This window comes from Rhizobium laguerreae (genome assembly GCF_019778565.1).
Lineage (GTDB): Bacteria > Pseudomonadota > Alphaproteobacteria > Rhizobiales > Rhizobiaceae > Rhizobium > Rhizobium laguerreae.
Window position 1 is genome coordinate 181,849 of the sequence record NZ_JAAXQT010000012.1, and the last position, 26,427, is coordinate 208,275.

Genomic DNA, 26,427 nt, shown 5'->3' on the forward strand with positions numbered 1-26,427 from the left:
ATGTTTTACGAGATCCGCACCTACCGGCTGAAGAACGGCACCATCCCGCAATATCTCAAGGTCGTCGAGGAAGAAGGGATCGAGATCCAGAAGAGCCATCTCGGCACGCTCGTCGGCTATTTTTTCTCGGAGATCGGGACGATCAACGAGATCGTTCACATCTGGGCCTTTGCGAGCCTGGACGACCGGGAGGCGAGGCGCCAGAGGCTTTTGGCCGATCCCCGGTGGCAGGCCTTTCTGCCCAAGATCCGCGATCTGATCGAGGTGGCGGAAAACAAGATTATGAAGCCAGCCAACTTTTCTCCGAGGAGCGAGGCGCACTGACGGCATAAGGCATACAGGACAAACCAGAACAAGGATAAGGGAACATGAAAACAACATTTGCTTTCGCGGCGGTTGCCGCATTCGTGGCTGTGTCCGTACCGGCGCACGCCGACAACATGGTCTTTTCGAGCTGGGGAGGAACGACCCAGGACGCGCAGAAGGCCGCATGGGCCAGCCCGTTCACGGAGAAGACCGGTATCACCGTCGTACAGGACGGGCCGACGGACTACGGCAAGCTCAAGGCGATGGTCGAGGCTGGCCAGGTCACCTGGGACGTCGTCGACGTCGAAGGCGACTATGCCGCCCAGGCCGGCAAGAATGGCCAGCTCGAGAAACTCGATTTCTCCGTCATCGACAAGTCCAAGCTCGATCCGCGCTTCGTGACCGATTATTCGGTCGGCAGTTTCTATTATTCCTTCGTGATCGGCTGCAATGCCGATGCCGTCAGCGCCTGCCCGAAGACATGGGCGGACCTCTTCGACACGGCAAAGTTTCCGGGAAAGCGCACATTCTACAAGTGGTCGGCTCCTGGCGTGATCGAAGCGGCGCTGCTTGCCGACGGCGTGGCCGCCGACAAGCTCTATCCGCTTGATCTCGACCGCGCCTTCAAGAAGCTCGATACGATCAAATCGGATATAGTCTGGTGGTCGGGCGGCGCACAGTCGCAGCAGCTTCTGGCATCCGCCGAGGCTCCCTTCGGCAGCATTTGGAATGGCCGCATGACCGCGCTTGCGGCGAGCGGTATCAAGACCGAGACCTCATGGGAACAGAACATCACCGCTGCGGATTCGCTCGTCGTGCCGAAGGGTTCGCCGAATGTGGAAGCCGCGATGAAGTTCATTGCAATGGCGACCTCGGCCGAACCGCAGGCCGCCCTTGCAAAAGCCACCGGATATGCGCCAATCAATGTTGACTCAGCCAAGCTGATGGATCCGGAGACGGCCAAGACCCTGCCGGATCAGCAGACGGCCAGCCAGGTGAATGCCGACATGAACTACTGGGCGGACAATCGCGATGCCATCGGCGAGAAGTGGTACGCCTGGCAGGCGAAATAGCCTGAAACTTGAGACGGATAGGCACGGCGACTGTTCGCCGTGCCTCCCGCAGCGTCGGTGCCGGTTTGTTGGACCGCGACGCCTGTGGAAATTGACGGGTGGGAAGGACTGTCATGTCGACATATAGCGATGCCTCCGCTGCAATTGTGCCCCTGCCAAAGGTACGCAAAGCAACAGGTTTCGGCGGGGTCCTTCCGGCTCTCGCCTTCGTGGCGATCTTCTTCATCGCGCCGGTGGCGGTACTCTTGTTGCGAAGCGTGCTGGAACCTGTGCCGGGTTTTGGAAACTATGCGCAGCTGATCGGGTCCGCGACCTATCTCAAGATTTTCGCCAACACCTTCATCGTCTCGGGTCTGGTCACGGCGATTTCGCTGCTGATCGGATTTCCCGTTGCCTGGGCGCTGGCAATCATGCCCGGGCGGCTGACCTCGGTAATCTTTGCGATCCTGCTCCTGTCGATGTGGACCAACCTGCTGGCCCGCACCTATGCCTGGATGGTGCTTCTGCAGCGGACGGGGCTGATCAACAAGATGCTGATCGGAATGGGGCTGATCGACAAGCCCTTGGCACTGGTCAACAACCTGACCGGGGTCACGATCGGCATGACCTATATCATGCTGCCCTTCATCATCCTGCCGCTCTACGGCGTGATCAAGAAGATCGACCCGTCGACCCTGCAGGCGGCAGCACTTTGCGGCGCCAACCGGTGGCAGTGCCTGACCCGTGTCCTGCTGCCCTTGGCCATGCCCGGCATGGCGGCTGGCGCCCTCATGGTCTTCGTCATGTCCCTTGGTTATTTCGTCACGCCGTCGCTGCTCGGCGGCACCGCGAACATGATGCTCGCAGAGCTGATCGCGCAATTCGTGCAGTCGCTGGTCAATTGGGGAATGGGAGGTGCCGCGGCGCTGGTTCTCCTCGTGGTGACCTTGTCGCTTTATGCCGTGCAGCTGCGCTTCGTCGGCAACCAGAACCCGGGAGGGCGTTGACATGTTGCTCAATTTCGACCGCCTCGGCTGGTGGAAATATATCCTGCTGGCGATCACGCTTCTGACTGCGGCCTTTCTGCTGCTGCCGATCGTCTTTATCGCGGCGCTCTCCTTCGGCTCCTCGCAGTGGCTGATCTTTCCGCCGCCGGGCTGGACGTTTCAATGGTACAGCGAGCTCTTTGCCGATCCGCGCTGGCTGGAATCGGCCTGGACGAGCTTCAAGATCGCGGTCATCGTGACGATCCTGTCGGTGCTGCTCGGGCTCGTAACCTCCTTCGGGCTGGTGCGCGGTTCGTTCCTGTTCCGCGATGCGCTGAAAGCGCTGTTCCTGACGCCAATGATCCTGCCCGTCGTGGTCCTTGCGGTTGCCCTTTACGCCTTCTTCCTGAGGATCGGCCTCGGCGGCACGTTGGCTGGCTTCGTCATTTCGCACCTCGTTCTCGCACTGCCCTTCTCGATCCTGTCCATCTCAAGTGCCCTGGAGGGCTTCGACAAGTCGATCGAGGATGCGGCCGTTCTGTGCGGCGCCTCGCCTCTGGAAGCAAAGATCAGGGTCACCCTGCCGGCGATCAGCCATGGGCTGTTTTCGGCTGCCGTCTTCTCGTTCCTGACATCCTGGGACGAGGTAGTGGTGGCGATCTTCATGTCCAGCCCGACCCTGCAGACGCTGCCCGTCAAGGTGTGGGCGACGCTGCGGCAGGACCTGACGCCCGTTGTCGCTGCGGCGTCGACCCTTCTCATCCTTTTGACGATTCTCTTGATGGCGCTGGTTGCCGTCGTGCGTAAGGTACTGAAACAATGAAAGAACCATTCCTTCAGATCCGTGGAATACGCAAGGAATACGGCCCTGTCGTCGCCGTCCACGACGTCAATCTCGACGTTCGGCGCGGGGAGTTCCTGACCTTTCTCGGACCGTCCGGATCCGGGAAAAGCACCACCCTCTACATCCTGGCCGGGTTTGAAACTCCGACGAAAGGCGACATCACGCTGGAGGGCAAGACCCTGCTCGACACGCCGTCGCACAAGCGCAACATCGGCATGGTGTTCCAGCGCTACACCCTGTTTCCGCACCTGACGGTGGGCGAAAACATCGCATTCCCGCTGAAGGTCAGGCGCAAGTCCAAGGCCGATGTCGACAGCAAGGTGAAGGAGATGCTGCGCCTCGTCAGGCTCGAAGGCTTCGAGGATCGCAAGCCTGCGCAAATGTCCGGCGGTCAGCAGCAGCGCGTCGCCCTTGCCAGAGCCCTTGCCTATGATCCGCCGGTGCTTCTGATGGACGAGCCGCTGTCGGCGCTCGACAAGAAGCTGCGCGAGGAAATCCAGCATGAGATACGCCGGATCCACCAGCAGACCGAAGTGACGATCCTCTATGTCACGCATGACCAGGAGGAGGCGTTGCGGCTCTCCGACCGCATCGCCGTCTTTTCCAAGGGTGTCATCGACCAGATCGGGACAGGCCCGGAACTCTACGCCAATCCGCGGACCCGCTTCGTGGCCGAATTCATCGGCGACAGCGACTTTATTTCATGCGACCTGCTGTCATCCTCCGATGGGCAGGCCACCATTTCGCTTGGCGGCGGGAGCGTCTTCAATCATATTCCGGTGCATGGAAAAGGAACCTCCGGGACGAGGGCGGCCCTGATGCTGAGGCCGGAGCGCATTCGGTTGTCGCGAAACCAGGCGGCGGGAGCGGGTCTTGCCGCAACGGTCAGCGACATTACCTTCCTCGGTAACAATATTCACGTCTCGACCGAGACGGCGACGGGCGAGGCACTGGCGGTTCGCTTGCCGTTTGGTCACGAGGCTATCGCGGGGCTCAGCCGTGGCGATATAGTCCATCTGAATTTCGATCCCGGTGCGGCTCACGTATTCTGTTGAAAGTTGTCATATGAAGCTCAATGATCCCTCGCTGTTCCGTCAGGCATGCCCCATCGCCGATCGCTGGATCGAAGCGGAAGGCCGCAAGGCGGCGACGGTCCGCAATCCGGCGACAGGCGAGCCGCTGGGGGTGGTCCCCGACCTCGGTGCCGCGGAAACGGAAGATGCCATCCGCGCCGCGGTCATTGCCCAGAAGCTTTGGGCGAAGAAGACCGCCGGGGAGCGCGCCGCCGTTCTCAAGGCATGGCATCGGCTGATGATCGAAAACCGCGACGATCTGGCGATGATCCTGACGCTGGAACAGGGAAAACCCCTGGCCGAGGCCAAGGGGGAGATCACCTATGGTGCGAGCTTCATCGAATGGTTCGCCGAAGAGGCGAGACGCATCAACGGCGAGGTCGTACCGGGACATCAGCCGGACAAGCGGATCCTCGTCCTGCGCCAGCCTGCAGGCGTAGTGGCCGCCATCACGCCCTGGAACTTTCCGAACGCGATGATCACCCGCAAGATCGGCCCCGCGCTTGCCGCCGGCTGTGCCGTCGTTCTCAAGCCGGCGCTGCAGACGCCATTCTCCGCCATAGCGATCGCCGTTCTCGCCGAGCGTGCCGGCCTGCCGCCGGGGCTTCTCAACATCGTCACGGGTGACGCAGCGGCAATTGGCGGGGCGCTGACCGCCAGCCGTGACGTTCGGGTCCTGACCTTCACCGGCTCCACACGGACGGGCGAGCTGCTCTACCGGCAATGCGCGCCGACGATCAAAAAGCTCGGCCTCGAGCTTGGCGGCAATGCACCCTTCATCGTCTTCGACGACGCTGATCTCGACGCTGCCGTCGAAGGCGCAATTATCGCCAAGTTCCGCAACAACGGCCAGACCTGCGTCTGCGCCAATCGGCTTTATGTCCAGGACGGCGTCTATGAGGCATTTGCCGCCAAGCTCGCCGTGGCCGTTTCGACCTTGAAGGTCGGCAACGGTCTCGACCAGGACGTCGTGCTTGGCCCGCTGATCGACGACAACGCCGTCGCCAAGGTCGAAAGCCATATCGGCGATGCTGTTTCAAAGGGTGCCGGGATCGTCTTAGGCGGCAAGCGCCACGCGCTGGGCGGCCATTTCTTCGAGCCGACGATCCTGCGCGATGTTGCTGCCGGCATGCAGGTGGCGCGTGAGGAAACTTTCGGGCCGCTCGCACCGCTGTTTCGCTTCCGCGACGAAGAGGACGTCATCGAACAGGCGAATGACACCGAGTTCGGGCTTGCTTCGTATTTTTACGCCCGCGATCTGTCGCGGGTATTTCGCGTCGCCGAAGCGCTCGAATATGGGATGGTCGGCGTCAATACCGGTCTTGTCTCGACGGCCGAGGCTCCGTTCGGCGGCGTGAAGATGTCGGGTCTCGGTCGCGAAGGGTCGAGGCACGGATTGGACGAATATACCGAGCTCAAATATGTATGCCTGGGCGGCATTGCCTGAGCTGGTCGGTGCTTGGGCTTTGCAACGGGGCCGCGCTTCAAGCGCCATCCCAGTCTTGCAGGATCAGCAGCGTCCCGCTGCCAGTTCGGGCCGCATCCGAACACGAACAGTCGTAACAGATCGCCGCAAGAGCCAGCAACCGCCGGATCTGATCGGTATCCTTCGTCTGTCGTGCGAGCTGCGAAAATCAGCTCCGCCGTGTTGTCATCTCACCTCACCGTGATAGAGGAGGAAAAATACACGACCATTAGATCTGTTGCGCGTTTCTCTGAGATTGGCTGCGATAGAATTGAACGTTGCCGCTACGCGAAATATACAGCACCGATGCCATGCTGAAACCCGCAACACCGATTCCAGCAACCAAATCGACGACATAGTGTCCGCCTTCGGTGATGGCCGCCAGCAGCATTAGCACATTCAAGAAAATCATCGGAAATCTTATCCATCGTATTGTCCATGCGCCCCAACTGCACAACACAGCTACCGCCGCATGGACCGACGGAAACGAAATGATGCCGCTTGCATGCTCCAATTGCAGGACAAAATTTGGGTCATTTCTGACGGCTACAATTTGTGGGACGTACTCAACTCCGAGTATGCCATTTATGTTTTTGAGATCGCCAGGGCGGAGGGAAAAATCTGTGTAGGTTCCTAGCGCTGGATACCAAATGGTGATGATACTCGCGATGACGCAAATGAGGCCATATGTCCCCACGACCTGATACGCGCGAGAGCGATGACCGCACAGGCTCAGCACCACTGGAAGGAATAAAAGCTGATAATGGAATGTTTGATATGCGGTCATCAGTGACTTTGCGAGCAGCGGATGCGCGTCGAAAAAGGCAATCAAACTCAACCAGTCGATGCCAAGAAGGCGATCCAGTTGGAGAAGCTGCTGATCCTGCAGAGGCAGCTTCAGCGCAAAAGCAATGTAGGTGGACACGACGAGCGGACTCGTTAGCAATAATCCCATGCCAGTGCATTCAACAATGCAGAGCAGTGACGGGATCCCGCGCCAATGGCACAGGAGGCCAAAGCCTAAGAGAAAAATCATGGCGCCCGCGCTTAGCTGCGTGAAGCCTCTTGGATCCACCGACAGGCCAACGAGCCAAGCCAGTATCGGAACAATCGCGTAGGCACATCCGGTAAGGCCTATCAAAAAGGCTCGCGCTTTGGATGTCTCGGACATGAGGTAATCCCTTGACGTGTGCGTGATCAATTATCAATCACAGGTTAAGGTTTAGTGGATTTTGTGGCCGTTTGTTGCAATTTGAAAGCGTTACTTCAGCGCGAGCCACGAACGAACAAGGCTAGTGGAGGTCTATCGCTCGAACCTTGAATGTAAGGAAAAATTCCATTACTTTTGTATTGGCTGGAGATAGGAGATTTTCCATGGCTTCCCTTGCCGTCACAATGAAAGGGCAGATCACGCTGAGACGGGATTTGCTGACGCACCTTGGGGTCAAACCGGGGGAGCGGATCGAATTCGACAAGTTGCCTGGGGGCGAGCTGCGGGTAAAGGCTGCTCGTCCAAGGGGGACAATCGACGACTTTATCGGTCGGCATGCTGGCAAGATGAAGAAGCCGTTGACCATCGAAGAGATGAACGAAATTGCGGCTTCGGGTTGGGCTGGCGAGGAATGAAAGTTTCAGTCGACACCAACATTCTTGCTCGAGCAGTCCTGCAGGATGATGCCGAGCAGGGCAGGGCAGCGGCAAAGCTCCTCAAGGAAGCATCGCTGATCGCGGTTTCCGTGCCGAGTTTGTGTGAACTGGTGTGGATACTGCGTCGAGGAGCCAGGCTGTCAAAGGAAGATGTTTCACAGACGATCCACGACCTGCTCAACGCGGGCAATGTGGCGATGAACCGTCCTGCGGTCGAAGCAGGACTGGCCATGCTGGAGGCAGGTGGCGATTTCGCAGATGGCGTGATTGCCCATGAAGGAGCATGGCTTGGCGGCGAGAGCTTCGTATCTTTCGACAAGCAGGCGGTCGAACTGATAATCAGCCAAGGCCAACCCGCCCGTCTTCTCGCCTGAAATTCCGCAGGCTTCTGACCAGGAAAGGTTCCAGCCCTGGCACTTTTCGCCTGGTGCCGATCAGGTCGATGCTGAGCGGTTGCAACTTTTCAACGCTGAGACGACGGGCGGCGTTAGCTTCAGAACCGATGTTCCGCTCCTTCGACCGGATTTGCCCAGACCGTCATTCCAGGCGCAAACGGTGTCTCGCCTTCGGCGCGCACGACCATCTCGCCGAGCTCGGGAACGTCGAGGTAGAGGATCGCGTCGGCGCCAAGCCGCTCGAGATGCCGGATCCTGCCCTGCCATTGCCCGGCACCTTCCGAAAGCCTGATATGTTCGGGCCGGATGCCATAAGTCGTGCAGTTCATTCGCCGCGCGGTCTCGCCGCCATAGAGGTTCATCTTCGGGCTGCCGATGAAACCGGCGACGAAGGGTGTCGCGGGATTGCGGTAGAGTTCCATCGGGCTGCCGATCTGCTCGACCGCTCCGCCATTCAGGACGACGATCTTGTCCGCCATCGTCATCGCTTCGACCTGGTCGTGGGTGACATAGATCATCGTCGACTTCAGGCGGGCGTGGAGATCTGATATCTCGAGGCGCATCTGGGCTCTGAGCGAAGCGTCGAGATTGGAGAGCGGCTCGTCGAACAGGAAGACTTTGGGGTCGCGAACGATCGCCCGACCGATGGCGACGCGCTGCCTCTGGCCGCCGGAGAGTGCTTTCGGTTTTCTTTGCAAGAGATGGGTGAGCTGCAATGTTTCGGCAGCCCCCGCCACCTTGGCGGCGATCTCAGCCTTCGGGCGGCGGGCGAGCGAAAGCCCGAAGCCGATATTTTCCGCCACGGTCATGTGCGGGTAGAGCGCGTAGCTCTGGAATACCATAGCAATGCCGCGCTCGGAGGGTTCGGCATAGGTCACGTCCTTGCCGCCGATGGTCAGCATGCCTGAGCTCGTTTCTTCTAGGCCGGCAATGATGCGCAGCAGCGTCGACTTTCCGCATCCAGACGGGCCGACGAAAACGACAAATTCGCCGGAGGCAACCTCCAGATCGATCCCCTTGATGACTTCAAGGGCGCCAAAACTCTTGCGAACCTGCTTGAGAGTGAGCTCAGCCATTCGGTTACCCTTTTACTGCGCCTGATGTCATGCCGGCGACGATCTGCCGGTTGAAGAAGATGAAGACGACCAGCGGCGGGATCGTCACGAGGAGGATATTCATGAAGAGGAGATTGTACTGGCTCGTATACATGCTCTGGAAATTATAGAGTGTCAGCTGCACGGTCACGTTCTCCTTGCCGGGAAGGTAGTAGAGCGGGTTAGTAAAATCGTTGAAGATCGCGATCGACTGCACGACGATGTTGGTGACGGTCACCGGCTTCAGCAGCGGCAGGATCACCCTGAAGAAAATCTGCCGGGGCTTGGCGCCATCGATCAGCGCCGCCTCGTCGAGGTCGCGTGGTATGGTCGAAATGAACGACCGGTAGAGCAATGTCGAGAAGGAGAGATTATAGGCGACCTGGATCAGGATCATCCCGGTCATGGTCTTGAAGAGGCCGATCTCCTGCAAGAGGCCGATGGTGGGCACGACGGCCGGTGGCATCATCAGACCCATGAAAAGGGCAATGGAGGCCACCCTGTTCCAGACGCTCTTGCGGCGCTGCATCACATATCCGACCATTGCCGACAGCAGGATCAGGATCGTGACGGAGGCGACGGTGATCAGGGTGGAGTTGAAATAGGCGAGCACGAGCTGGTAGTCGCGCGCCTTGAAAACGGCGACCAGATTGTCCCAGAACAGCCACTGCTCAGGCAAATCGAAATTGAGGCGGGACGCTTCGGATTTCGATTTGACCGCCTGCAGAGCGACGAAAACGAAAGGCATCACGAAGACGACGGCAGCCACCGCAAGGGCTATCGCGCCGGTCACGTAAGGGCGGGAGCTTCTCATTCTTCGACCCCACGTCGGTTGAACCAAAGGGTGAGTGGCAGGATGATCACTGCAATCAGCGCAAACAGGATGACGTTTCCAGCGGTCGACAGACCGTAGAAGCCTGCCTGGTACTGTTTGTAGATGACCGAAGCGATCACATCAGAGGAGAAACCGGGCCCTCCGCGGGTCATCGCCCATATCAGGTCAAAGGATCGAAGCCCGCCGATCAGCGACAATGTCACCACGGTAATGGTAGCGGGACGCACAAGCGGCAGAGTGATCCGGAAAAATTGCTGGGGGCGTGTGGCGCCGTCAATTCTGGCCGCCTCATAATAGTCAGGGCTGATCGCAGCGAGGCCGGCGATGAAGATCAGTGTGGCGAGGCCGACACCCTTCCAGAGATCGACGAGCGCCACGGAAAAAAGCGCGAGTGCCGGATTGGTGAGCCATCCCGGGCCGGGAATGCCGAGCGTTTCGAGCGTGACATTGATGATGCCCCTGGTGGGATGCATCATCACCGTGAAGGTGATGCCGATGCCGATCGTCGAGACCAGAACGGGAAAGAAGACCAGCGTGCGCAGGAAACCACGGGCGAAAATATTGCTGGTCAGCATCACGGCGAGCAGCAACCCGCAGACCGTCTTCAGGCCGGATGTCGTCATGGCATAGATCAGCGTGTTGACCAGTCCCTTGACCAGGAAGGGTTCGGAAAAGAACTGCTGAAAGTTTTCGAGCCCGATGAATTCGGCGGTCGAAAGATCCCAGCGTGTCAGGCTGAACCAGAGAGAGGATACCGTGGGAACCAGAAAAAGCACGCCGTAGATGATTGCGGCCGGAATGAAAAACCACAGCGGGTAGGGCGATTTGCGCGAGCGGGGGCGTGTCTCGGTCATGACTACCTCTTCGATCGGGTGGAACCTCGCCCCTTTAGGAGCGAGGTTAATTGACCCGAAAGACCGCTACCAGTTGGGCAGGCCGAGTTGCTTGGCCTGTTTGCGCACATCGTCGTCATAGAGTTTTGCCGCGTCGGCAGGCTGGCGAATACCGGAGCCGACTTCGACGGTGATCTGCTCGAGAGCCGGCCCCTTGACCGGCGAACCAAATTCCAGCGCCGGGGTCGTCTTGTCCTTGGCCCCGAAATAGGGGAGCATGTCCTTTATCGCAGGCGGCACGTCGGCTGGCAGGTCGCAGCCGTCGATCAGAGAAGGCCCCTGAACGGCATTGGTTTCCACCATGATCTTGCAGGCCTCGACGCTTCCTGCAAAATCCACGAATTTCTTCGCTTCCTCTGCGTGCTGACTGGTAAGGGGAATGTAGAGGGCGGGCGGCATCCAGACCGTCAGGCCATTCGTCGCCGCGTCGTCGCTCGGCTGCGCGAAGAAACCGACATCTGCGAGGTTCTCGGGATAATTCTGCTTGAGCGCGCCGATTGCGAAGCTCAGCATTGGATAATGCGCTGCCTCGCCCGTTGCCACCATTCTCAAGCCATCGTCATAGCTTGCCGCGCCGAAATCCTCGTTCATCAGGCCAGCGTCGTGAACGTCCTTCAGCCGTTCGAAGCCTTTCATGGCCGCCGGCGTCTCGGCGTATTTCGCCTTGTTGGCAGTGTAGTCGGCAGCGAAGTTCGGCACGGCGGCATGGAGGTTGTAATAGTCCGCCAGAACGAATAACTGCGAGGTCCAGGTATCGCGATAGGTCTGCGCCACGGCGACCTTGCCTGATGCCTTGACCTTTGCGTTGTTCGCCATGAAGTCCGCCCATGTCTTCGGGACTGACAGGCCGAGGTCCTGGTAGATTTTCCTGTTGTAGAGGATGCCGCCCGCCATCGCCGTGCCGAAGGGAACACCGTAGAGCTTGCCGTCGGCACGGACGACCGACTTGAAGCCTTCGTCCACCTTCGCCTGGGACGCAAGACCGCTCAGATCGACAAGCGTCTGCGCGGGTTTCAGCGCCTGGAGCAGCGAGCCGGAATTATAGAGAAACACATCGGACATCTCGCCCGTCGCCAGGCGCGTCTTGATGATGTTGTCACCCTCGCCACCTCCTGCCCGCGGCTCGATTTCGATCGTCACGTCAGGCGCCTTTGTCTGATAGGCGGCAACGAGTGCCTCGGCCGCCGCGACGGTGTCCGGATTGTTGTCGATCAGGAATGACAGCGTGGTGTCTGCATGCGACGGGTCGGCCGCGGCCAGCGCCAAAAGCGCGGACGCGCCCGCAAGAATGAGCTTTATCCGATGTGTCATGACGTTCCTCCTCTGAACGGTGTGACGTGTATGCTCCTCAAGAACTGGGTAGGGAAAAGACCAGTCGGTGCGTTCCCGGGGGAAGAACGGCTTCCTCGACGACGGGCTCTCCGTTGAGCGACGGGTTTTGATGCCGTTTTCCTGGTCGGAAGCGGCCGATGCAGCCTTCCGGAAGTGTCAATACATAGATGACCTTGTTGCCGTCGCACTGCCAGCCGGCCTCGATGCGGCCCTGGCTGATATCATGATGGGCCGAAACCGGCGAAAGGGACGGGATCGGCGCCGGATCGACAATGACCTCGGCAAATCCGGGTGCGCTCGCGCTCGGCGAAATTCCGGCGACGCTTTCGAACAGCCATTGGCAGACCGCGCCATAGGCATAGTGGTTATAGCTGTTCATATCAGGTTCGTAGATGGTGCCGTCAGGCGCCATGGAATCCCAGCGCTCCCAGATCGTCGTCGCTCCCTTCGACACCTGGTAGAGCCAGCCCGGCACATCCTCCTGCAGGAAGACTTTTTCGGCCAGATCGTCCATGCCGAGCTTCGTCAGCGCCGGCAGCAGGGCCGGCGTGCCGATGAAGCCGGTGCCGATCTTGTAGTCGGCATCGATGATCACCTGCCGGAAATGCTGCTGTGCGGCTTGCGTGTGCTCCGCCGGTATCAGGTCGTGGAGGAAGGCAAGCGCATAGGACGTCTGGTCGTTGTGCGCGAGCCGTCCCGCCGGCGTAATGAACTCATTGGCGAATGTCAGCCGGATCTCGTTTGCGCGCTGTTTCATCTTCTCTTCAAGGACGTGCTCACCGAGAGTGGCTGCGATCCTTGCCAGAAGGTCGGTCGAGATGAAGTGGTAGAGCGTCGCCGCGCAGTCGTCGGCGATCGTCGGACGAGGCTTTCGATTGTCGCCGACCGGCTGCAGCCAGTCGCCGAAGGTGAAGCCGCGGGCGCCCCAATGCGAGGGCGGACGCACGAGCGGACCATCCGAGATCGACCAGACGAAATCGACCCAGCGCACCATGGAATCCAGGCACTCCGACAGGACGGCCCGGTCGCCGTAATGGGTATAGAGAACCCAGGGGATGACGACGATCGCGTCGCCCCAGCCGGTCGAGCCGGCATAGCCCGGGAAATTGGCCGGATGCAAGCGCGTCGGATCCGGCGAGAAATGTGAGACGGCGCCATCCTCGCGCTGATCGGCCATCACATCGCGCAGATATTTCCTCAGGAAGGATTGGCTGTCGCTCAGCCAGCACGCCGTTGCGGCAAACACCTGGGCATCCCCCGTCCAGCCGAGGCGTTCGTCGCGCTGCGGGCAATCGGTCGGCACTTCGACGAAATTGGCGCGTTGGGACCAGATGGTATTCTCGACGAGGCGATTGACCAGCGCATTGCCCGAGGTGAAACCGCCGGCAGGCTCGGGCACAGATGAGATCGGGATGGATGCGATTGCGAGGATCTTCGCATCGCCCTTGATCGTCACCCTGGCATAGCGGAAGCCGTGGAAGGTGAAATGCGGCGCGTAGGTCTCGTCGCCGTCTCCCCGCAGCGTGTAGACGGTGTGCGCGGCGGCCGTGCGATAGTTGCGATTGTCGAAATGACGGTCGGGACCGAGAACTTCCGAATGCTCCACCCGGACTTCGGCGCCGGCAGCGCCTCGGACGGTATATCTAACATAGCCGCCGGCATTCTGGCCGAAGTCATAGACCGTCCTGCCGCCATCGTCAGTCCAGCTTTCGACCGGAGCAAGCGGCTGCAACTCCCGCACCGCCGCAGTTTCATGCGCGACGAGCAGCGCCCTGTCGAACGGCAATCTTTCGGTGCCGTGGGTCTCGGCATAGTTTTCCTCGCGGGCATCATAGACTTCGCCAAAGTAGATCCCCGACTGCAGGATCGGCAAAACACCGCTTCGCCATGTCGTGTCGGTGGAAAGAACGGTGCCATCAGCTCCGATCAGATCCGCAATGGCGCCGATCCTGTCGCCCCAGCAGTTCGGGATCGCCTTGGCGCCCCACATCAAGGGCGATCGGTACCATCCGTCGGCAAGCCAGATTTCAATGCGGTTCGGCCCCGGCTTGAGCAGGGTCGAGACGTCGTATCGCTGATAGGCAATGCGATCGTCGTAGTTCGTCCAGCCTGGTGTCAAGAGGTCGCTGCCGACACGAACGCCGTTGATGAAGCAGCGATAGAGGCCAAGTGCGGAGATAAAGAGCTCGACGGGAAGCTTGGCGCCATCATGTTCGAAAGTCTTGGAGACGAAACTTGCGGCCGTTCCCTGGCCGCCATCCGATAGTGGCGCGATCATATCCCCGGACCAGGCGCGCGAAACGAGGTTGCCGCTGATGGCTGCCGGCTGAAAGTTCATCAAGTCCTCCCGACGAATGTAGAACGTTCTCCATATAACGTTCTACATTTTCTTCGGAAGCGCAATAGAATTTTCGTTGCCAGTCTGCCATGGTGATTCTGCGGGCGATGTTGACGACCCGCAGCCGCAAGCCAGAGAGTTCATGTCAATCGAAGACAAACAAAAGCTGCAACGAAACGGCCGCGTGACGATCCGGACCGTGGCAACTCACGCAGGCGTATCGGTCGCAGCGGTTTCCAAGGTGATGCGAAACGCCTATGGAGTCAGTGATGCCTTGCGCGCAAGGGTGACGGATGCCATCGAGGCACTCGCCTATCGCCCCTCGCGGGCAGCTAGAGGCCTGCGTGGCCGGAGTTTCACCATCGGCGTGCTCCTGATCGACATCCGCAATCCCTTCCTTCCGGAGGTGATTGCCGGCGTGAACGAGGTGCTTGGGCCTTCGCACTACCAGGCGATGATCGGCGTCAGCGATGCGCGCGTGCAGCTGGAGACGTCGTTGATCGAGTCGATGATCGACTACAAGATGGACGGCCTTGTCCTCGTTGCGCCGCGCTTGCCCTCGGAGATCCTCGCAAAGTTCGCAGTCCAGATACCGATCGTCGCCGTCGGTTACCACGATGCCAGCGCTACTGCCTTCGACACCGTCAACGCAGACGATCAGTGCGGAGCGGAGATCGCCGTGGAAGCGCTTCTGGCCTGCGGCTATCGCGATATCGAAATGCTGAGCCTTGGCGAGCGCCAGGGGCACGCGGTCTCCGTCGTCCGCCAGCGTGAGATCGGGTTTCGCCGGGCGATGCAGCGTGGCGGGCTCGGCTCCTCACCAGCGATCGGCAAAATTCCCATTGCTTCGCCGAAGCGGGAAGAGGCGATGCGAAAGTTCCTATCGAGGAAGGACAGGCCGCGCGCCGTGTTCTGCTGGAGCGATCTCGACGCGATCACCCTTCTGAGCCTGGCTACGGAGATGGGTGTGCGCGTGCCAGAAGATCTCGCCGTCATCGGATACGACAATTCGTCGACCGCAGCACTCGGCCTCGTCAATCTCGCAAGCATCGATCAGTCGGGCAGGGAGCTTGGCCAGATCGCAACCCGAGCCCTCATTTCCAGAATAGAAGGCCGCACCGCTTCCGAGCATATTCTCCAGATACCGTCGCTGGTCAGCCGCAACAGCCTGATCCGTTCCGGCAATTCCACGGATAGATAATAGCGACGACGGCCGGCTTGCCTGTGTTGCTTGCCGTCGTTTTCAGTCGGATTGAAGGAGCCTGCCGCAAGACTGCCGCACGACCAGGCGACACGGCAATCTGGTGATGCCGGTCGGGACCAGTTCACCCTTGGAGAGGCTGAGGATTGCCAGGCCGGCGCGATGGCCCAGTTCCTTCAACTCCATGTCGATGGTGGTCAGCGGCGGGCGCGTTTGCCGTGCGACGACCTCCCAATTGTCGAACCCGACCACGGCGACATCCGTGGGAATCTCCACATTGAGGTCGCGCAGCGCGTCGAGGACGCCGCGGGCGATCTCGTCACTGCCGCAGAAGATGGCGTCGGGCTTTGGGCCGGGCCGGGCAAAGACCGTCTGGACGGCTTCGTGACCCCATTCCTCCGACCATTCGCCGAACATCGCTTCGGCACCGTCGCCGCAGGCGTCGAGATAGGATTGGGCGCGGATGCGAGCGGCCAGGTAATCCCGCGGGCCGGTGATGTGCAGGATCCGCGACCGGCCCAGTTCCTTGAGATGGTCGACGGCGAGGCGCGCGCCCTGTTCGTCGTCGGGAAAGAAGGTGACGCTGTCGGCCGGTCCCTCGGCAAAGACGTAGACGACGGGTATCGGCAAGCGGGACAGCTGGACCGGCGGCGCGAGGTCGAGGCGCGTCGCGGTGAATATGATGCCGTCGACCTGCCTGTCGAGCAGCGCCTCCAGGTGCAGCTGGGCGAGCCTTGGATCATTGTTCGTGGCGCAGAGGAAGACGGAAACGCCGTGATCGACCAACACTTCCGACACCCCGGCCGCCATTGGCAGCGTCAGTCTGCCATAGGTGTCGTTGGTCAGCATGCCGATCGCATGGCTTCGCTTGCTTAGCAACCCACGGGCGAGTGCGTTCGGCCGAAACCCGATCTCTTCTGCCACGCGCCGGACCCGTTCGCGCGTCTCCGCATTCGTTCGGCCGGTGTCGTTCAGCGCGTTCGACGCCGTCGAAATGCTGACGCCCGCAGCCTTCGCCACGTCGTAGATCGTCCGTCTCCGATCACTCGTATTCTTCAAACCACGCCTCGTCTTCAATTCATGCTAAAAGCTTTTAGCAGAAAAAATCGTGCTGTTAAAAGGTTTTATCAATCGCACACCAGATTTATGCACACAGACTGTCGACAGCAAAAAAAATCTGATTTAACGTCCATTTCGTCCGAAGGCCTGAGGCCTGAACGAGAAAAAGGGGAACAAGCATGCTTCGACTGAAAACAACGATTACTGCTCTTGCGCTGCTGGCAAGCTCTTCTCTCGCCAGCGCCGAAGAAATCACCCTATGGGTGCGCACGTCCTCCGGCGCCGTCCTTCAGGGACTGGCCGACAAATACAACGCATCGCACGCCGACAAGGTCAACGTTACCCAGATCACGGCAGAGCAGATGGTGCCGAAGCTGGGTGCGGCGATTGCCGGCAGCGCGGCTCCCGACGGCGCCGTGCTCGACCTGATCTACCTCCCGACCTTTGCCGCCGCGGACGGTCTCGAGGATATCTCCGACTTCGTGAAGGGCTTGCCTTATTCCTCGGCCATGAGCCCGTCGCATATCCGCCTTGCCACCTATGAGGGCAAGATCTACGGCGTGCCAGCCCTGCCGGATGCCTCGATCATCGCCTATAACACCGATCTCTTCACCAAGGCCGGCCTCGATCCCAACAAGGCGCCGGCATCGATGGAGGAGATCGCCGCCGATGCCAAAAAGATCGCCGCGCTCGGCAACGAGACCTACGGCTTCTATTTCGTGGCGAATTCGGGAAGCTGGCTGATCTACGACTTCCTGCCGCATCTTTGGGCCGCCAATGCCGATGTGCTGAGCGATGATGGCCGTAGCGCCACGGTCGATACGCCGGCGCTGCGTGAGACCATCGCTGCCTATCGCGATATGTGGAAGGCTGGTGCGATCCATCCAACCTCGCGTTCTGGCAACGGCAACAACGCCGTCGAGGCCTTCGCCTCGGGCAAGGTCGGCATCCTGATGACAGGCTCCTACATCGTCAATCTGCTGACCAGCAAATATCCCGACGTGAAATTCGCCGTCGCACCCATCCCCGGGCCGAAGGGCGGTGAATCGAGCTTTGCCGGCGGCGATACGCTTTCCCTGATCAAGGGCATCAGCGAAGAGAAGAAGAAAGTCGCGCTCGACTTCGTCAATTTCTACATGCAGCCCGAGCAGCAGGTCTATATCACCCAGGAATCAGGGATGCCCTCGCGCACCGATCTCGCAGCGGAAGCCTATGCGAAGTTCGACCCGCGCAATCTCGTCGCCTACAATATCCTCGCCAAGGCGCGCACGCCCTACACATTTTCGTCGGACGAACTCTTCGTCAGCCGCACCGGACCCTTCCTCAATCTGATCCAGGGCACGATCTTCGGTGACGATGTCGACGGAACGATCGCCAAGACGCAGGCCGACTTCACCCGTATCCTCGAACGCACCAATCCGAACTGAGTCCGACGGGGCTTCGGCAGGGTGTCCACGGATGCCCTGCCGTTCCCTTCACATCTCGACATTCAAACGGAAGGAGGAGTTGCGGTGATACCCTCGACACTTCGTAACCGGAGGCGCACAGCCGCTACCGGAGAGCCCGAGCCGAAGGGTTGGCTCGGCCTTGCCTTCATCTTGCCGGGCTTGCTGTTCATCGTCGTGCTCTTCCTCGTGCCGCTTGTCATGACGGTCTGGATGAGCTTCTACAACTGGCCGCTTCTCGGCCGGACGAAGTTCGTCGGCCTGTCCAACTATGCCGAACTGATCGGCGACACCCAGCTCTGGCATTCCCTGGGCTTCACGCTGCTCTACACCGTGCTGGTCACGGCTGCGATCTTCCTGGTGGCCTTTCCCCTGGCGCTGCTCGTCGACCGGCCGCTGCGTATCGCCGGTTTTTTCCGCACGATCTATTTCATGCCTGTCGTCATCGGCTTCGGGGCGGCCTCGACATTGTGGATGTGGCTGCTCAATCCAGATAGCGGCGTCTTTGCGCAGCTGTTGCGCGGCGCGGGCATCATCGACAGCGCGCCGAGGCCGCTCGAAAGTTTCTGGCCGGCGCTCGGCGTCGTCATCCTGATGGTCGTCTGGAAAACGGCGGGCTTCACGATGATCATCCTCCTGACCGGCCTTCAGAGCATTTCGAACGACGTCATCGAAGCCGCCAGGATCGACGGCGCCAGCGTCTGGAGCCGGTTTCGCCGGATCACGCTGCCTCTGATGAGAAACTCGGTCGTGCTGGCGCTCGTCCTCAACGTCACTTCATCGATGCTGGCCTTCGATCAGTTCTTCATCATCACCCAGGGCGGCCCTGAGAACAGCACGATCTCCGCGGTCTTCTCGATCTATCTCGCGTCGTTCTCATCCTACCGTCTCGGTTACGGCTCGGCGATCTCCTTTGCCCTGCTCGTCGTCCTGGTGGCGATCAGCGCGATCCAGTTCGTCCTGCTGCGCCAGCGGCCGGAGGAGGGTTGATGGAACGGCTCAACCACAAACTCGCAGCGAAGCCGGTGAGCGAGCGGCTCGGTTATCTCGCCTTCGTTCTGGCGGCATGCGTCTTTGCCGTCTTCTTCGTTATGCCGATCGTCTGGTCCTTCGCCAATTCCTTCAAACCCGCGGCCGCAGCACTTGCCGATCCGGCAGCGCTTTTCTCGAAGGCATTCTCGCTTGAAAATTACCGCCGTCTCGAACATGTCGGCGCCGGCTGGTACGTCTATGCCGGCAATTCGGTGCTGATCGCTGCCGGAACGGTGCTCCTGACGGTGCTCGTTGCGGTGCCGGCGGGATACGGCTTTTCGAAATTCCGCTTTCCCGGCCAGTCGCTGCTCTTCGTGCTGATCATGGCGACGATGATGATCCCGTTCCAGTCGATCCTGACGCCGCTTTTCCTGATCCTGAAAGTCTTCCGGCTGCAGAACAATCTTTTCGGCCTGGTGCTGATCTACGTGACCTTCCAGCTTCCTTTTTCCGTTTTCATGATGCGCAACGCCTTCGACGCGGTGCCGAAGGCGCTGATCGAAGCGGCGCGGATAGATGGCGCGTCGCAGGCGACGATCCTGCGCCGGATCATGCTGCCGATCGCGCTTCCCGGTGTCGCCACCGTTGCCATGTTCGCCTTCCTGAATTCCTGGAACGAATTCCTCGCTGCCCTCATCTTTCTGTCCGATCAGAACAAGTTCACGCTGCCGATCATGCTGGTGAATGTTTCGTCGGGCATCTATGGCATCATCGACTGGGGCGCGCTTCAGGCCGGCATAGCCGTGACTATGGTTCCCTGCATCCTGCTTTTCCTTCTCTTGCAACGATATTACGTGCGCGGCCTGACGGCCGGCGCCGTGAAGTAACAGCGCTCGTCCGCTCAGGAGTCCTCATGACCAGCTCACCTCGCTTTCAACCGGCACGCGCTGCGGGACGGCAGCGATACAGGCCTGCCGACCATTCCGGCGTCGTATTCGATGGCGGTTTCTGGCAGAGCTGGACGGAGACGGTCCGCAACGTCACCATCCCGACGCAGCACAAGCGGCTGGAAGAGGAGGGCTTCCTCGAGGTGCTCGATTTTGACAAGCCGGCCGGGCCGCTGGTGCGCCCGACCCAGCCGAGCGGACTGTCGATGCAGCATTTCTTCGATTCCGATTTCGGCAAATGGATCGAGGCCGCAAGTTACACGCTGAAGGCTCACCCGAATGCTGCGCTCGAAACTAAGATCGATGCTATCGTCGAAAAGCTCGAAAAAGGGCAGATGGCGGATGGCTACCTCAACAGCTGGTTCATTCGCCGCGAGCCGGACAGGCGCTGGACCAATCTGCGCGACTTGCACGAGATGTATTCGATGGGCCACTTGCTGGAAGGGGCCGTCGCCTACTACGAGGCGACGGGAAAGCGTCGCTTCCTCGATGTGATGATCCGCGCAGTCGACCATATCATCGCCACCTTCGGTGCGGAGCCCGGAAAGCTCAGGGGTTACGATGCCCATGAGGAAATCGAGCTGGCGCTGGTCAAGCTCTATCGCGTGACGCGCGATCCGCGGCATTTGAAGCTTGCGACCTATTTCGTCGACGAACGTGGCCGGATGCCCTCATATTACGACGAGGAGGCCCGCAAGCGCGGCGAGAGCCCTGATGATTACGTCTACAAGACATATGCCTATAGCCAGGCTCATATGCCGGTGCGCGACCAGCACCAGGTCGTCGGACACGCGGTTCGCGCCATGTACCTGTTTTCTGCGATGGCGGATCTCTTCCGTGAAAACGACGATCCGACATTGAAGGAGGCCTGCGACCGGCTTTTCGACAATCTGGTCAGCCGCCAGCTCTACGTGACCGGCGGCCTTGGCCCATCCGCATCCAATGAAGGGTTCACCCAGGAATTCGACCTGCCGAACGAGACGGCCTATGCCGAGACATGCGCAGCCGTCGCACTCGGCTTCTGGAGCCATCGCATGGCGCAGGTCGATCTCGATAGCAAGTTCACCGACAGACTGGAAACGGTGCTCTACAACGGCGCGCTTTCCGGCATCTCGCGCGACGGCGAACATTATTTCTATGAGAACGTCCTTGAAAGCCACGGGCAGCACCGCCGGTGGAAATGGCATTACTGCCCCTGCTGCCCGACCAACATTGCCCGTTTCATCACGTCGCTCGGCCAATATTTCTATTCGACTGATGATCATGAGCTCGCCGTCCATCTCTACGGCACCAATTCCGCCGAGCTGACAGTCGGCGACAGCTTCGTGCGCCTGGTACAGGAGACGCAATATCCCTGGGATGGCGACATCAGCCTGCGGTTCGCAGTCGAGCGGCCAAGCCGGTTTCAGCTTCGTCTTCGCATCCCCGGATGGTGCAGGCAGGCGCAGATCTCGGTCAACGGCGTTGCCGTCGATCTCGATCAATGCGTGACGAAGGGTTATGCCGCAATATCAAGGGAATGGTGCAATGGTGACGAGGTCCGCATCGGCTTCTCGATGCCGGTCGAGCGCATCTACGCACATCCTGCCGTCTCCGAAGACGGCGGACGCGTCGCGCTGCGGCGCGGGCCTGTCGTCTATTGCATCGAGGAGACGGACCTCGGCGGCGAGCCGCAGCGGCTCCGCCTGCCGGCATCTGAGGAAATTTCTGCCCGTTACGATGCCGCGCTTCTCGGCGGAGCGACCGTCCTCGAAGGCAACGCGCTCGAAGCCGATATAGCCGATTGGCAGAATGCACTCTATCGCACCGCGCCTCCCTCGCTGAAGGAGCGGCCCTTCACGGCGATCCCCTATCACCTCTGGGCCAATCGCGAGCCCGGAGCGATGGCGATCTGGCTGCAGGAGGTCTAGGAGAAAACCATGGCACGGCTGGAACTCAAGAGCATCGTCAAATCCTATGGCATCTACGAGGCCGTGCGCGGCATCAGCCTTGACATCGAAGACAATGAATTCGTCGTTTTCGTAGGCCCGTCGGGGTGCGGAAAATCGACGACATTGCGCATGATCGCGGGTCTCGAACACATTACCGGCGGTGAGATCGTGATCGGCGACCAGGTCGTCAACCGGCTTGGCCCGGGCAAACGCGATATCGCCATGGTCTTTCAGAACTACGCGCTCTATCCGCACATGACGGTGCGGGAGAATATTTCGTTCTGCCTGGAGCAGCAGAAACTCGCCAAGAGCGAGATCGATGCGCGTATCATCAGGGCGGCGGAAACCCTGCATATCAGCGAGCTGCTCGGCCGGCGTCCGGGCCAGCTTTCGGGCGGCCAGCGTCAGCGCGTCGCGATGGGGCGCGCGATCGTGCGGAATCCGAAAGTCTTTCTCTTCGACGAGCCGCTGTCCAACCTTGATGCCAAGCTTCGCGTGCAGATGCGCACGGAGATCAAGCGGTTGCACCAGCTGTTGCCGACGACGACCGTCTACGTCACGCACGACCAGGTCGAGGCGATGACCATGGCGGATCGTGTCGTGGTGATGAATGGTGGCATTATCGAACAGGCGGGGCCGCCGCAAGCACTCTATCATCGGCCGGTCAGCCAGTTCGTCGCCGGCTTCATCGGCTCACCGTCGATGAACTTCCTGTCCGCGACGCTGCTATCAGGAGAGAAGGGTCTCGTTGTCAAGCTGACCGACGGCAGCGAGCTTCCAGTGCCGGAGACGCGCGCCGGCGACTATGCCAGCCATGCCGGTAAATCAGTCGTGTTCGGGATCAGGCCGGAATCGATCACCGAGCGCCAGGCCCGTCCTGGTTATGCCGACATCGAAGCGAAGATCGATCTTGTGGAACCACTCGGGCCGGAGACCATGGTTTATTTCGGCATCGGCGAGGCAAGCCTTTGCGCCTGCATCGATCCGGAGAGCGGGCCGAGGCCGATGTCGACGATGCCGCTCTCGTTCAACATGAACCGGATGCATCTGTTCGATCCGGCGAGCGGCCGGTCGCTGGCGCTTGCCTGAACCGCAAACACGGAAAGGCCGGCAACCGCGGGGTCGCCGGCCTCGTTGTATCAGGCGGCCTGGCGGATCTTCGAGGGACGCGTGGCGGCGGCCTTCTCGACCATGGCGGTGACTTCAGCGCGGCGGGCGCCCGAAAGCGGCAGGCGCGGCATGCGAACGCGCTCGGAGCCGCGGCCCATGATCTGCTCGGCAAGCTTGATCGACTGCACGAGGTCGTGTTCGGCATCGAGGTGCAGAAGCGGCATGAACCAGCGATAGATCTTGCGGGCCTCTTCCCAGTCGCCTCGTTCGGCGGCGGCAACGAGCTGCACGGATTCCTCCGGGAAGGCGCTGGTCAAGCCCGAGACCCAGCCCTTGGCACCGAGCAGCAGGCCCTCAAGCGCGACGTCGTCGAGACCTGCGAAGATATCGAAACGATCGCCGAATTCATTGATGAGATCGGTGAAGCGGCGCGGATCCGGCGCACTTTCCTTGACCGCCTTGATGTTCGGCACGTCGGCAAGCACCTTCAGCACATCGGCGCCGATATTGACGCGGTACGCCGGCGGGTTGTTGTATAGCATGATCGGCAGCGAGGTCGCTTCGGCGACGGTGCGGAAATGCGCGATCAGCTCTTCGGGTTTCGGCACATAAACCATGGCCGGCAGCAGCATCAGGCCGTCAGCGCCGAGCTTTTCGGCGTCACGAGCATAGGCGACGGCACGGCGCGTGTCGAATTCGGACACGCCGGTGACCACGGGAACGCGGCCGTTGACGACTTCGACGGCAGCTTTCAAGATCGTGCGCTTCTCCTCGGGGTCCAGCGAATTGTTCTCGCCACATGTGCCCATGACGATTAGTCCGTTGACGCCATCGTTTACAAGCGCGTCCTGGACGCGCTGGGTCGAGGGCAAATCAACGGAAAGATCATCGTTGAACTGTGTCGTTACGGCGGGAAATACGCCCTTCCATCCTGTGGTCATTGATCGAGCCTCGTTGAAACTGGTTGCCTTATATACAAACTGTCGACAAGATTCAATGATGTGAGCTTACAAATTTGAGGCCCCCGAAGACCGACATTGCGAGAATCGGCCGAAACGAAATACAAGGCTCTAACGAAAGAGGGCAGACGGATGCGGAACGACGCGGAAAATGTGCGGGTGCGCGGCTCTGGCACGCAGAGCGTCTATGTGACGCTCCGCCGGGAAATCCTGTCGATGGCGCTGGAGCCTGGCAGTCCGCTCGACGAGGTGCGGCTGTCGGAGCGTTTCAGGATGTCGCGGACTCCCATTCGCGAGGCGCTGTTGCGGCTCGCCGCCGACGGGCTCGTCACGACGCTGCCGAACAGGAACACGATCGTTGCGACGATCGATTTCGCAAGCCTGCCCACCTATTTCGAAGCGCTGACGCTGATGTACCGGGTGACGACCCGCGGCGCCGCACAACGGCGAAACGCTGAGATCATGAAGACCGTCCGCCGGCATCAGAAGGACTTCGCCGACGCGGTAGCCGCGCACGACGCCTATGCGATGATCGAAGCAAACCGCGAATTTCATGTTTCGATCGCCGAACTTGCCGGCAATCCCTATTACACGGCCTTCTTCGCCAGGCTGCTCGACGAGGGCCGCCGCATCCTGCGCCTTTACTACTCGACATTCGACGACCGCCTGCCGCGCCAGTATGTCGATGAACACGAGGAAATGATCGCCGCGATCGAGGCCGGCGACGTCGAGCGGGCCGACCAACTGGCGATCGCCCATGCCGCCCAGATCGTCCGCCAGATCCAGGAATATATCGCCCGCGACCTCGACCGGCCGGTGGCGATCAGCATGTCCTGACGCGACGAGAGTAATGGAACCGTTGGAGCCTCAGGAGGCGAGGGGGCCGCCCTGCTCCCTGACCAAGGTTATCAGCCTGCGCAGGACAGCCGCCGACTGGCGAACGCCGTCATGTTCGAATTCGTTGGTCACCCATGCCTGCACATTGGCTACGTGGTGCGCCGTTTCGAGCGAAAACCCGGCAGCGGTGCGTCTTCAAGCTTCAGCAAGCCATGGCGGCCATCGCTCTCCTCATTTTCATGTCGACATATTGCCTACAGCGGCATTAGTGTCGGTTCACAAGATCCTGGCTGCAAGGCGAGGGCTTCATCGATCTGGAAGCGCAGGAAAAGCAGGAAAACAACATGTCGTGGCAGCATACGGTACCCCGCATAACTGAGGATGAACGGCAGAACCGCCTCGCCAGGCTTCGCAAAATGATCGAAGCCGAAGGGTTGGCTGCCGTGCTTCTTGGGCCGACCGAATGCCTGCATTACTTCACGGGGTTGGTCTGGCATCCGAGCGAGAGGTTCCTCGGCGCGCTCGTCACGTCCGCGACCATTTCCTACATCGTTCCGGGGTTCGAGCGCAGCCGTGTCGAAACGCTGCCGCATCTGCCGGGGGAAATCCTGGTCTGGGAAGAGGAGGAGAGCAGTGCCGCTCTCATCGCCCGTCTTGTTGCCCAGGGCGGCAGACTTGCCCTCGACGATGGTTTGCCGCTTTTCTTCTATCATGCATTGGCAGCGGAGATGGGCGCGGTGAGGCTTGCCGATGGCGGGCGGCTGATCCGCGACCTGCGTTGCATCAAATCGGCGGCGGAGATTGCCCTCATTCAGTATGCGATGGACCTGACGCTTGACGTCCACAGGCAAGTGCATGGGCTTTTGAAGCCGGGCATCAAATCATCCGAGGTGGTCGATTTCATCGACCGGCAGCATCGCCAGGCCGGCGCCGATGCCGGCTCGACATTCTGCATCGTCTCCTTCGGCGCGGCGACCTCGCTTCCGCATGGCGCCGACGGCGATCAGGTCCTTGGTCGCGATGACGTCATTCTCATCGATACAGGATGCCGAATCGACGGTTATCATTCCGATATCACCAGGACCTATATGCTGGAGGGCGGCGAAAGCGCATTCGAACGGGCCTGGTGGATCGAGCGCGAGGCGCAACAGGCCGTCTTCGACGCAGCCCGGATCGGCGCCGCCTGCTCGAGCCTCGACGATGCGGCCCGCAAGGTGCTTGCCAAACACTCCCTCGGCCCCAAATATCGCCTGCCAGGTTTGCCGCATCGCACCGGTCATGGCCTCGGGCTCGAGATCCACGAGGAACCCTACATCGTTCGCGGCAACGACGCGCCGCTTGCCGCCGGCATGTGTTTTTCCAACGAACCGATGATCGTCTTCCCCGGGAAATTCGGGATCCGGCTGGAAGACCATTTGTACATGACCACCGAGGGACCATGCTGGCTGACCAATCCGGCGGCGGGACCGACCGAGCCATTCTCCTGAGCAGGCCCCATCTCCTGCCCGCTCAGGCAGCGCCGGTTTTCAAGTGGCTGTCAGGCGGCTGACGATCGCTCACGCGGCGCAGATCGTCCGACAGAACCAGGAATATATTGCCCGCGATCTCGGCCGGCAGCCGGCGATCAGCGTAGCCTGAAGCGACCGGATTGATGACGCGGAGGCTGCCCCGGCCCGCACATTAGCGAGGGTAGCCGGAAATTCGAT

At 60.4% G+C, this 26,427-nt stretch carries 24 protein-coding genes and 1 pseudogene; 16 read left to right on the top strand and 9 right to left on the bottom strand.

The genetic code is table 11. The features are described 5' to 3' along the window. The 6 genes from HFO71_RS30670 to HFO71_RS30695 all read left to right on the top strand — a co-directional run bounded on the left by HFO71_RS30670 (position 1) and on the right by HFO71_RS30695 (position 5,708). On the top strand, positions 1–324 hold the full coding sequence (locus HFO71_RS30670) for an NIPSNAP family protein (RefSeq protein ID WP_003538302.1): 324 nt from the start codon (positions 1–3) through the stop codon (positions 322–324). Positions 325–368: 44 nt separating this feature from the next. Next, positions 369–1,379: an ABC transporter substrate-binding protein gene (locus HFO71_RS30675; protein ID WP_017992525.1), complete on the top strand. Its 1,011-nt coding sequence runs from the start codon at positions 369–371 to the stop codon at positions 1,377–1,379. Between the two features lie 113 nt (positions 1,380–1,492). Beyond that, positions 1,493–2,365: an ABC transporter permease gene (locus HFO71_RS30680; protein WP_017958319.1), complete on the top strand. Its 873-nt coding sequence runs from the start codon at positions 1,493–1,495 to the stop codon at positions 2,363–2,365. Between the two features lies 1 nt (position 2,366). Next, positions 2,367–3,167: an ABC transporter permease gene (locus tag HFO71_RS30685; protein WP_025398202.1), complete on the top strand. Its 801-nt coding sequence runs from the start codon at positions 2,367–2,369 to the stop codon at positions 3,165–3,167. Next, entirely contained in the window at positions 3,164–4,243 is a 1,080-nt protein-coding gene (locus HFO71_RS30690; RefSeq protein WP_221985398.1) for an ABC transporter ATP-binding protein, read from the top strand. Before HFO71_RS30685 ends, HFO71_RS30690 begins: the two co-directional genes overlap by 4 nt. A 10-nt stretch (positions 4,244–4,253) precedes the next feature. Continuing rightward, positions 4,254–5,708: an NAD-dependent succinate-semialdehyde dehydrogenase gene (locus HFO71_RS30695; protein WP_221985399.1), complete on the top strand. Its 1,455-nt coding sequence runs from the start codon at positions 4,254–4,256 to the stop codon at positions 5,706–5,708. Positions 5,709–5,955: 247 nt separating this feature from the next. Here HFO71_RS30695 and HFO71_RS30700 read toward each other — a convergent pair whose 3' ends face one another. Next, a complete protein-coding gene (locus tag HFO71_RS30700) occupies positions 5,956–6,897 on the bottom strand; it encodes a phosphatase PAP2 family protein (protein WP_221985400.1) in 942 nt (313 codons plus the stop codon). Between the two features lie 203 nt (positions 6,898–7,100). Between HFO71_RS30700 and HFO71_RS30705 the strand changes: the two genes are divergently transcribed. After that, positions 7,101–7,352: an AbrB/MazE/SpoVT family DNA-binding domain-containing protein gene (locus tag HFO71_RS30705; protein ID WP_221985401.1), complete on the top strand. Its 252-nt coding sequence runs from the start codon at positions 7,101–7,103 to the stop codon at positions 7,350–7,352. Then, positions 7,349–7,747, top strand: coding sequence for a type II toxin-antitoxin system VapC family toxin (locus tag HFO71_RS30710; protein WP_221985402.1), 399 nt, complete (start codon positions 7,349–7,351; stop codon positions 7,745–7,747). Before HFO71_RS30705 ends, HFO71_RS30710 begins: the two co-directional genes overlap by 4 nt. 119 nt (positions 7,748–7,866) lie before the next feature. Here HFO71_RS30710 and HFO71_RS30715 read toward each other — a convergent pair whose 3' ends face one another. The 5 genes from HFO71_RS30715 to HFO71_RS30735 all read right to left on the bottom strand — a co-directional run bounded on the left by HFO71_RS30715 (position 7,867) and on the right by HFO71_RS30735 (position 14,260). Beyond that, positions 7,867–8,844 carry an ABC transporter ATP-binding protein gene (locus HFO71_RS30715; RefSeq protein WP_221985403.1) on the bottom strand — a complete coding sequence of 326 codons (978 nt, stop codon included), beginning with the start codon at positions 8,842–8,844 and terminating at the stop codon, positions 7,867–7,869. Between the two features lie 4 nt (positions 8,845–8,848). Next, positions 8,849–9,676, bottom strand: a complete 828-nt coding sequence (locus tag HFO71_RS30720; RefSeq protein ID WP_221988851.1) for a carbohydrate ABC transporter permease — start codon at positions 9,674–9,676, stop codon at positions 8,849–8,851. Next, positions 9,673–10,551, bottom strand: a complete 879-nt coding sequence (locus tag HFO71_RS30725; protein ID WP_131642009.1) for a carbohydrate ABC transporter permease — start codon at positions 10,549–10,551, stop codon at positions 9,673–9,675. Before HFO71_RS30725 ends, HFO71_RS30720 begins: the two co-directional genes overlap by 4 nt. 66 nt (positions 10,552–10,617) lie before the next feature. Then, positions 10,618–11,901 (bottom strand): ABC transporter substrate-binding protein, encoded by a 1,284-nt coding sequence (locus tag HFO71_RS30730; RefSeq protein WP_221988852.1) that lies wholly within the window; start codon positions 11,899–11,901, stop codon positions 10,618–10,620. A gap of 37 nt (positions 11,902–11,938) precedes the next feature. Then, positions 11,939–14,260 (bottom strand): alpha-L-rhamnosidase, encoded by a 2,322-nt coding sequence (locus HFO71_RS30735; RefSeq protein WP_168337825.1) that lies wholly within the window; start codon positions 14,258–14,260, stop codon positions 11,939–11,941. 142 nt (positions 14,261–14,402) lie between these two features. Between HFO71_RS30735 and HFO71_RS30740 the strand changes: the two genes are divergently transcribed. After that, positions 14,403–15,461, top strand: coding sequence for a LacI family DNA-binding transcriptional regulator (locus HFO71_RS30740; RefSeq protein WP_168337824.1), 1,059 nt, complete (start codon positions 14,403–14,405; stop codon positions 15,459–15,461). Between the two features lie 42 nt (positions 15,462–15,503). On the opposite strand, the gene HFO71_RS30745 is transcribed toward HFO71_RS30740, so the two are convergent. Further along, entirely contained in the window at positions 15,504–16,520 is a 1,017-nt protein-coding gene (locus HFO71_RS30745) for a LacI family DNA-binding transcriptional regulator (protein WP_168341247.1), read from the bottom strand. Positions 16,521–16,699: 179 nt separating this feature from the next. On the opposite strand from HFO71_RS30745, the gene HFO71_RS30750 reads away from it, so the two are divergent. From HFO71_RS30750 to HFO71_RS30770, 5 genes are all read left to right on the top strand, one after another. Further along, complete coding sequence (locus HFO71_RS30750; RefSeq protein WP_168337822.1) at positions 16,700–17,947, top strand: ABC transporter substrate-binding protein; 1,248 nt, start codon at positions 16,700–16,702, stop codon at positions 17,945–17,947. 84 nt (positions 17,948–18,031) lie between these two features. Next, positions 18,032–18,955 (top strand): carbohydrate ABC transporter permease, encoded by a 924-nt coding sequence (locus HFO71_RS30755; protein ID WP_077980937.1) that lies wholly within the window; start codon positions 18,032–18,034, stop codon positions 18,953–18,955. Then, positions 18,955–19,824, top strand: a complete 870-nt coding sequence (locus HFO71_RS30760; protein WP_168337821.1) for a carbohydrate ABC transporter permease — start codon at positions 18,955–18,957, stop codon at positions 19,822–19,824. The genes HFO71_RS30755 and HFO71_RS30760 overlap by 1 nt, the downstream gene beginning before the upstream one ends. 26 nt (positions 19,825–19,850) lie before the next feature. Beyond that, positions 19,851–21,794, top strand: a complete 1,944-nt coding sequence (locus tag HFO71_RS30765; protein WP_221988854.1) for a glycoside hydrolase family 127 protein — start codon at positions 19,851–19,853, stop codon at positions 21,792–21,794. Positions 21,795–21,803: 9 nt separating this feature from the next. Next, positions 21,804–22,904 carry an ABC transporter ATP-binding protein gene (locus HFO71_RS30770; protein ID WP_020047969.1) on the top strand — a complete coding sequence of 367 codons (1,101 nt, stop codon included), beginning with the start codon at positions 21,804–21,806 and terminating at the stop codon, positions 22,902–22,904. Positions 22,905–22,954: 50 nt separating this feature from the next. Here HFO71_RS30770 and HFO71_RS30775 read toward each other — a convergent pair whose 3' ends face one another. Next, positions 22,955–23,866 (bottom strand): dihydrodipicolinate synthase family protein, encoded by a 912-nt coding sequence (locus HFO71_RS30775; protein WP_020047968.1) that lies wholly within the window; start codon positions 23,864–23,866, stop codon positions 22,955–22,957. A gap of 150 nt (positions 23,867–24,016) precedes the next feature. Between HFO71_RS30775 and HFO71_RS30780 the strand changes: the two genes are divergently transcribed. Then, positions 24,017–24,721 (top strand): GntR family transcriptional regulator, encoded by a 705-nt coding sequence (locus HFO71_RS30780; protein ID WP_077980940.1) that lies wholly within the window; start codon positions 24,017–24,019, stop codon positions 24,719–24,721. A 30-nt stretch (positions 24,722–24,751) separates the two neighbouring features. Here the strand turns inward: HFO71_RS30780 and HFO71_RS36345 are convergent. Then, positions 24,752–24,904: pseudogene (locus HFO71_RS36345) on the bottom strand (alpha/beta fold hydrolase); the annotation flags it as partial. A gap of 161 nt (positions 24,905–25,065) precedes the next feature. On the opposite strand from HFO71_RS36345, the gene HFO71_RS30785 reads away from it, so the two are divergent. Further along, a complete protein-coding gene (locus HFO71_RS30785) occupies positions 25,066–26,208 on the top strand; it encodes a M24 family metallopeptidase (protein ID WP_131642020.1) in 1,143 nt (380 codons plus the stop codon). The last annotated feature ends 219 nt before the right edge of the window (positions 26,209–26,427 follow it).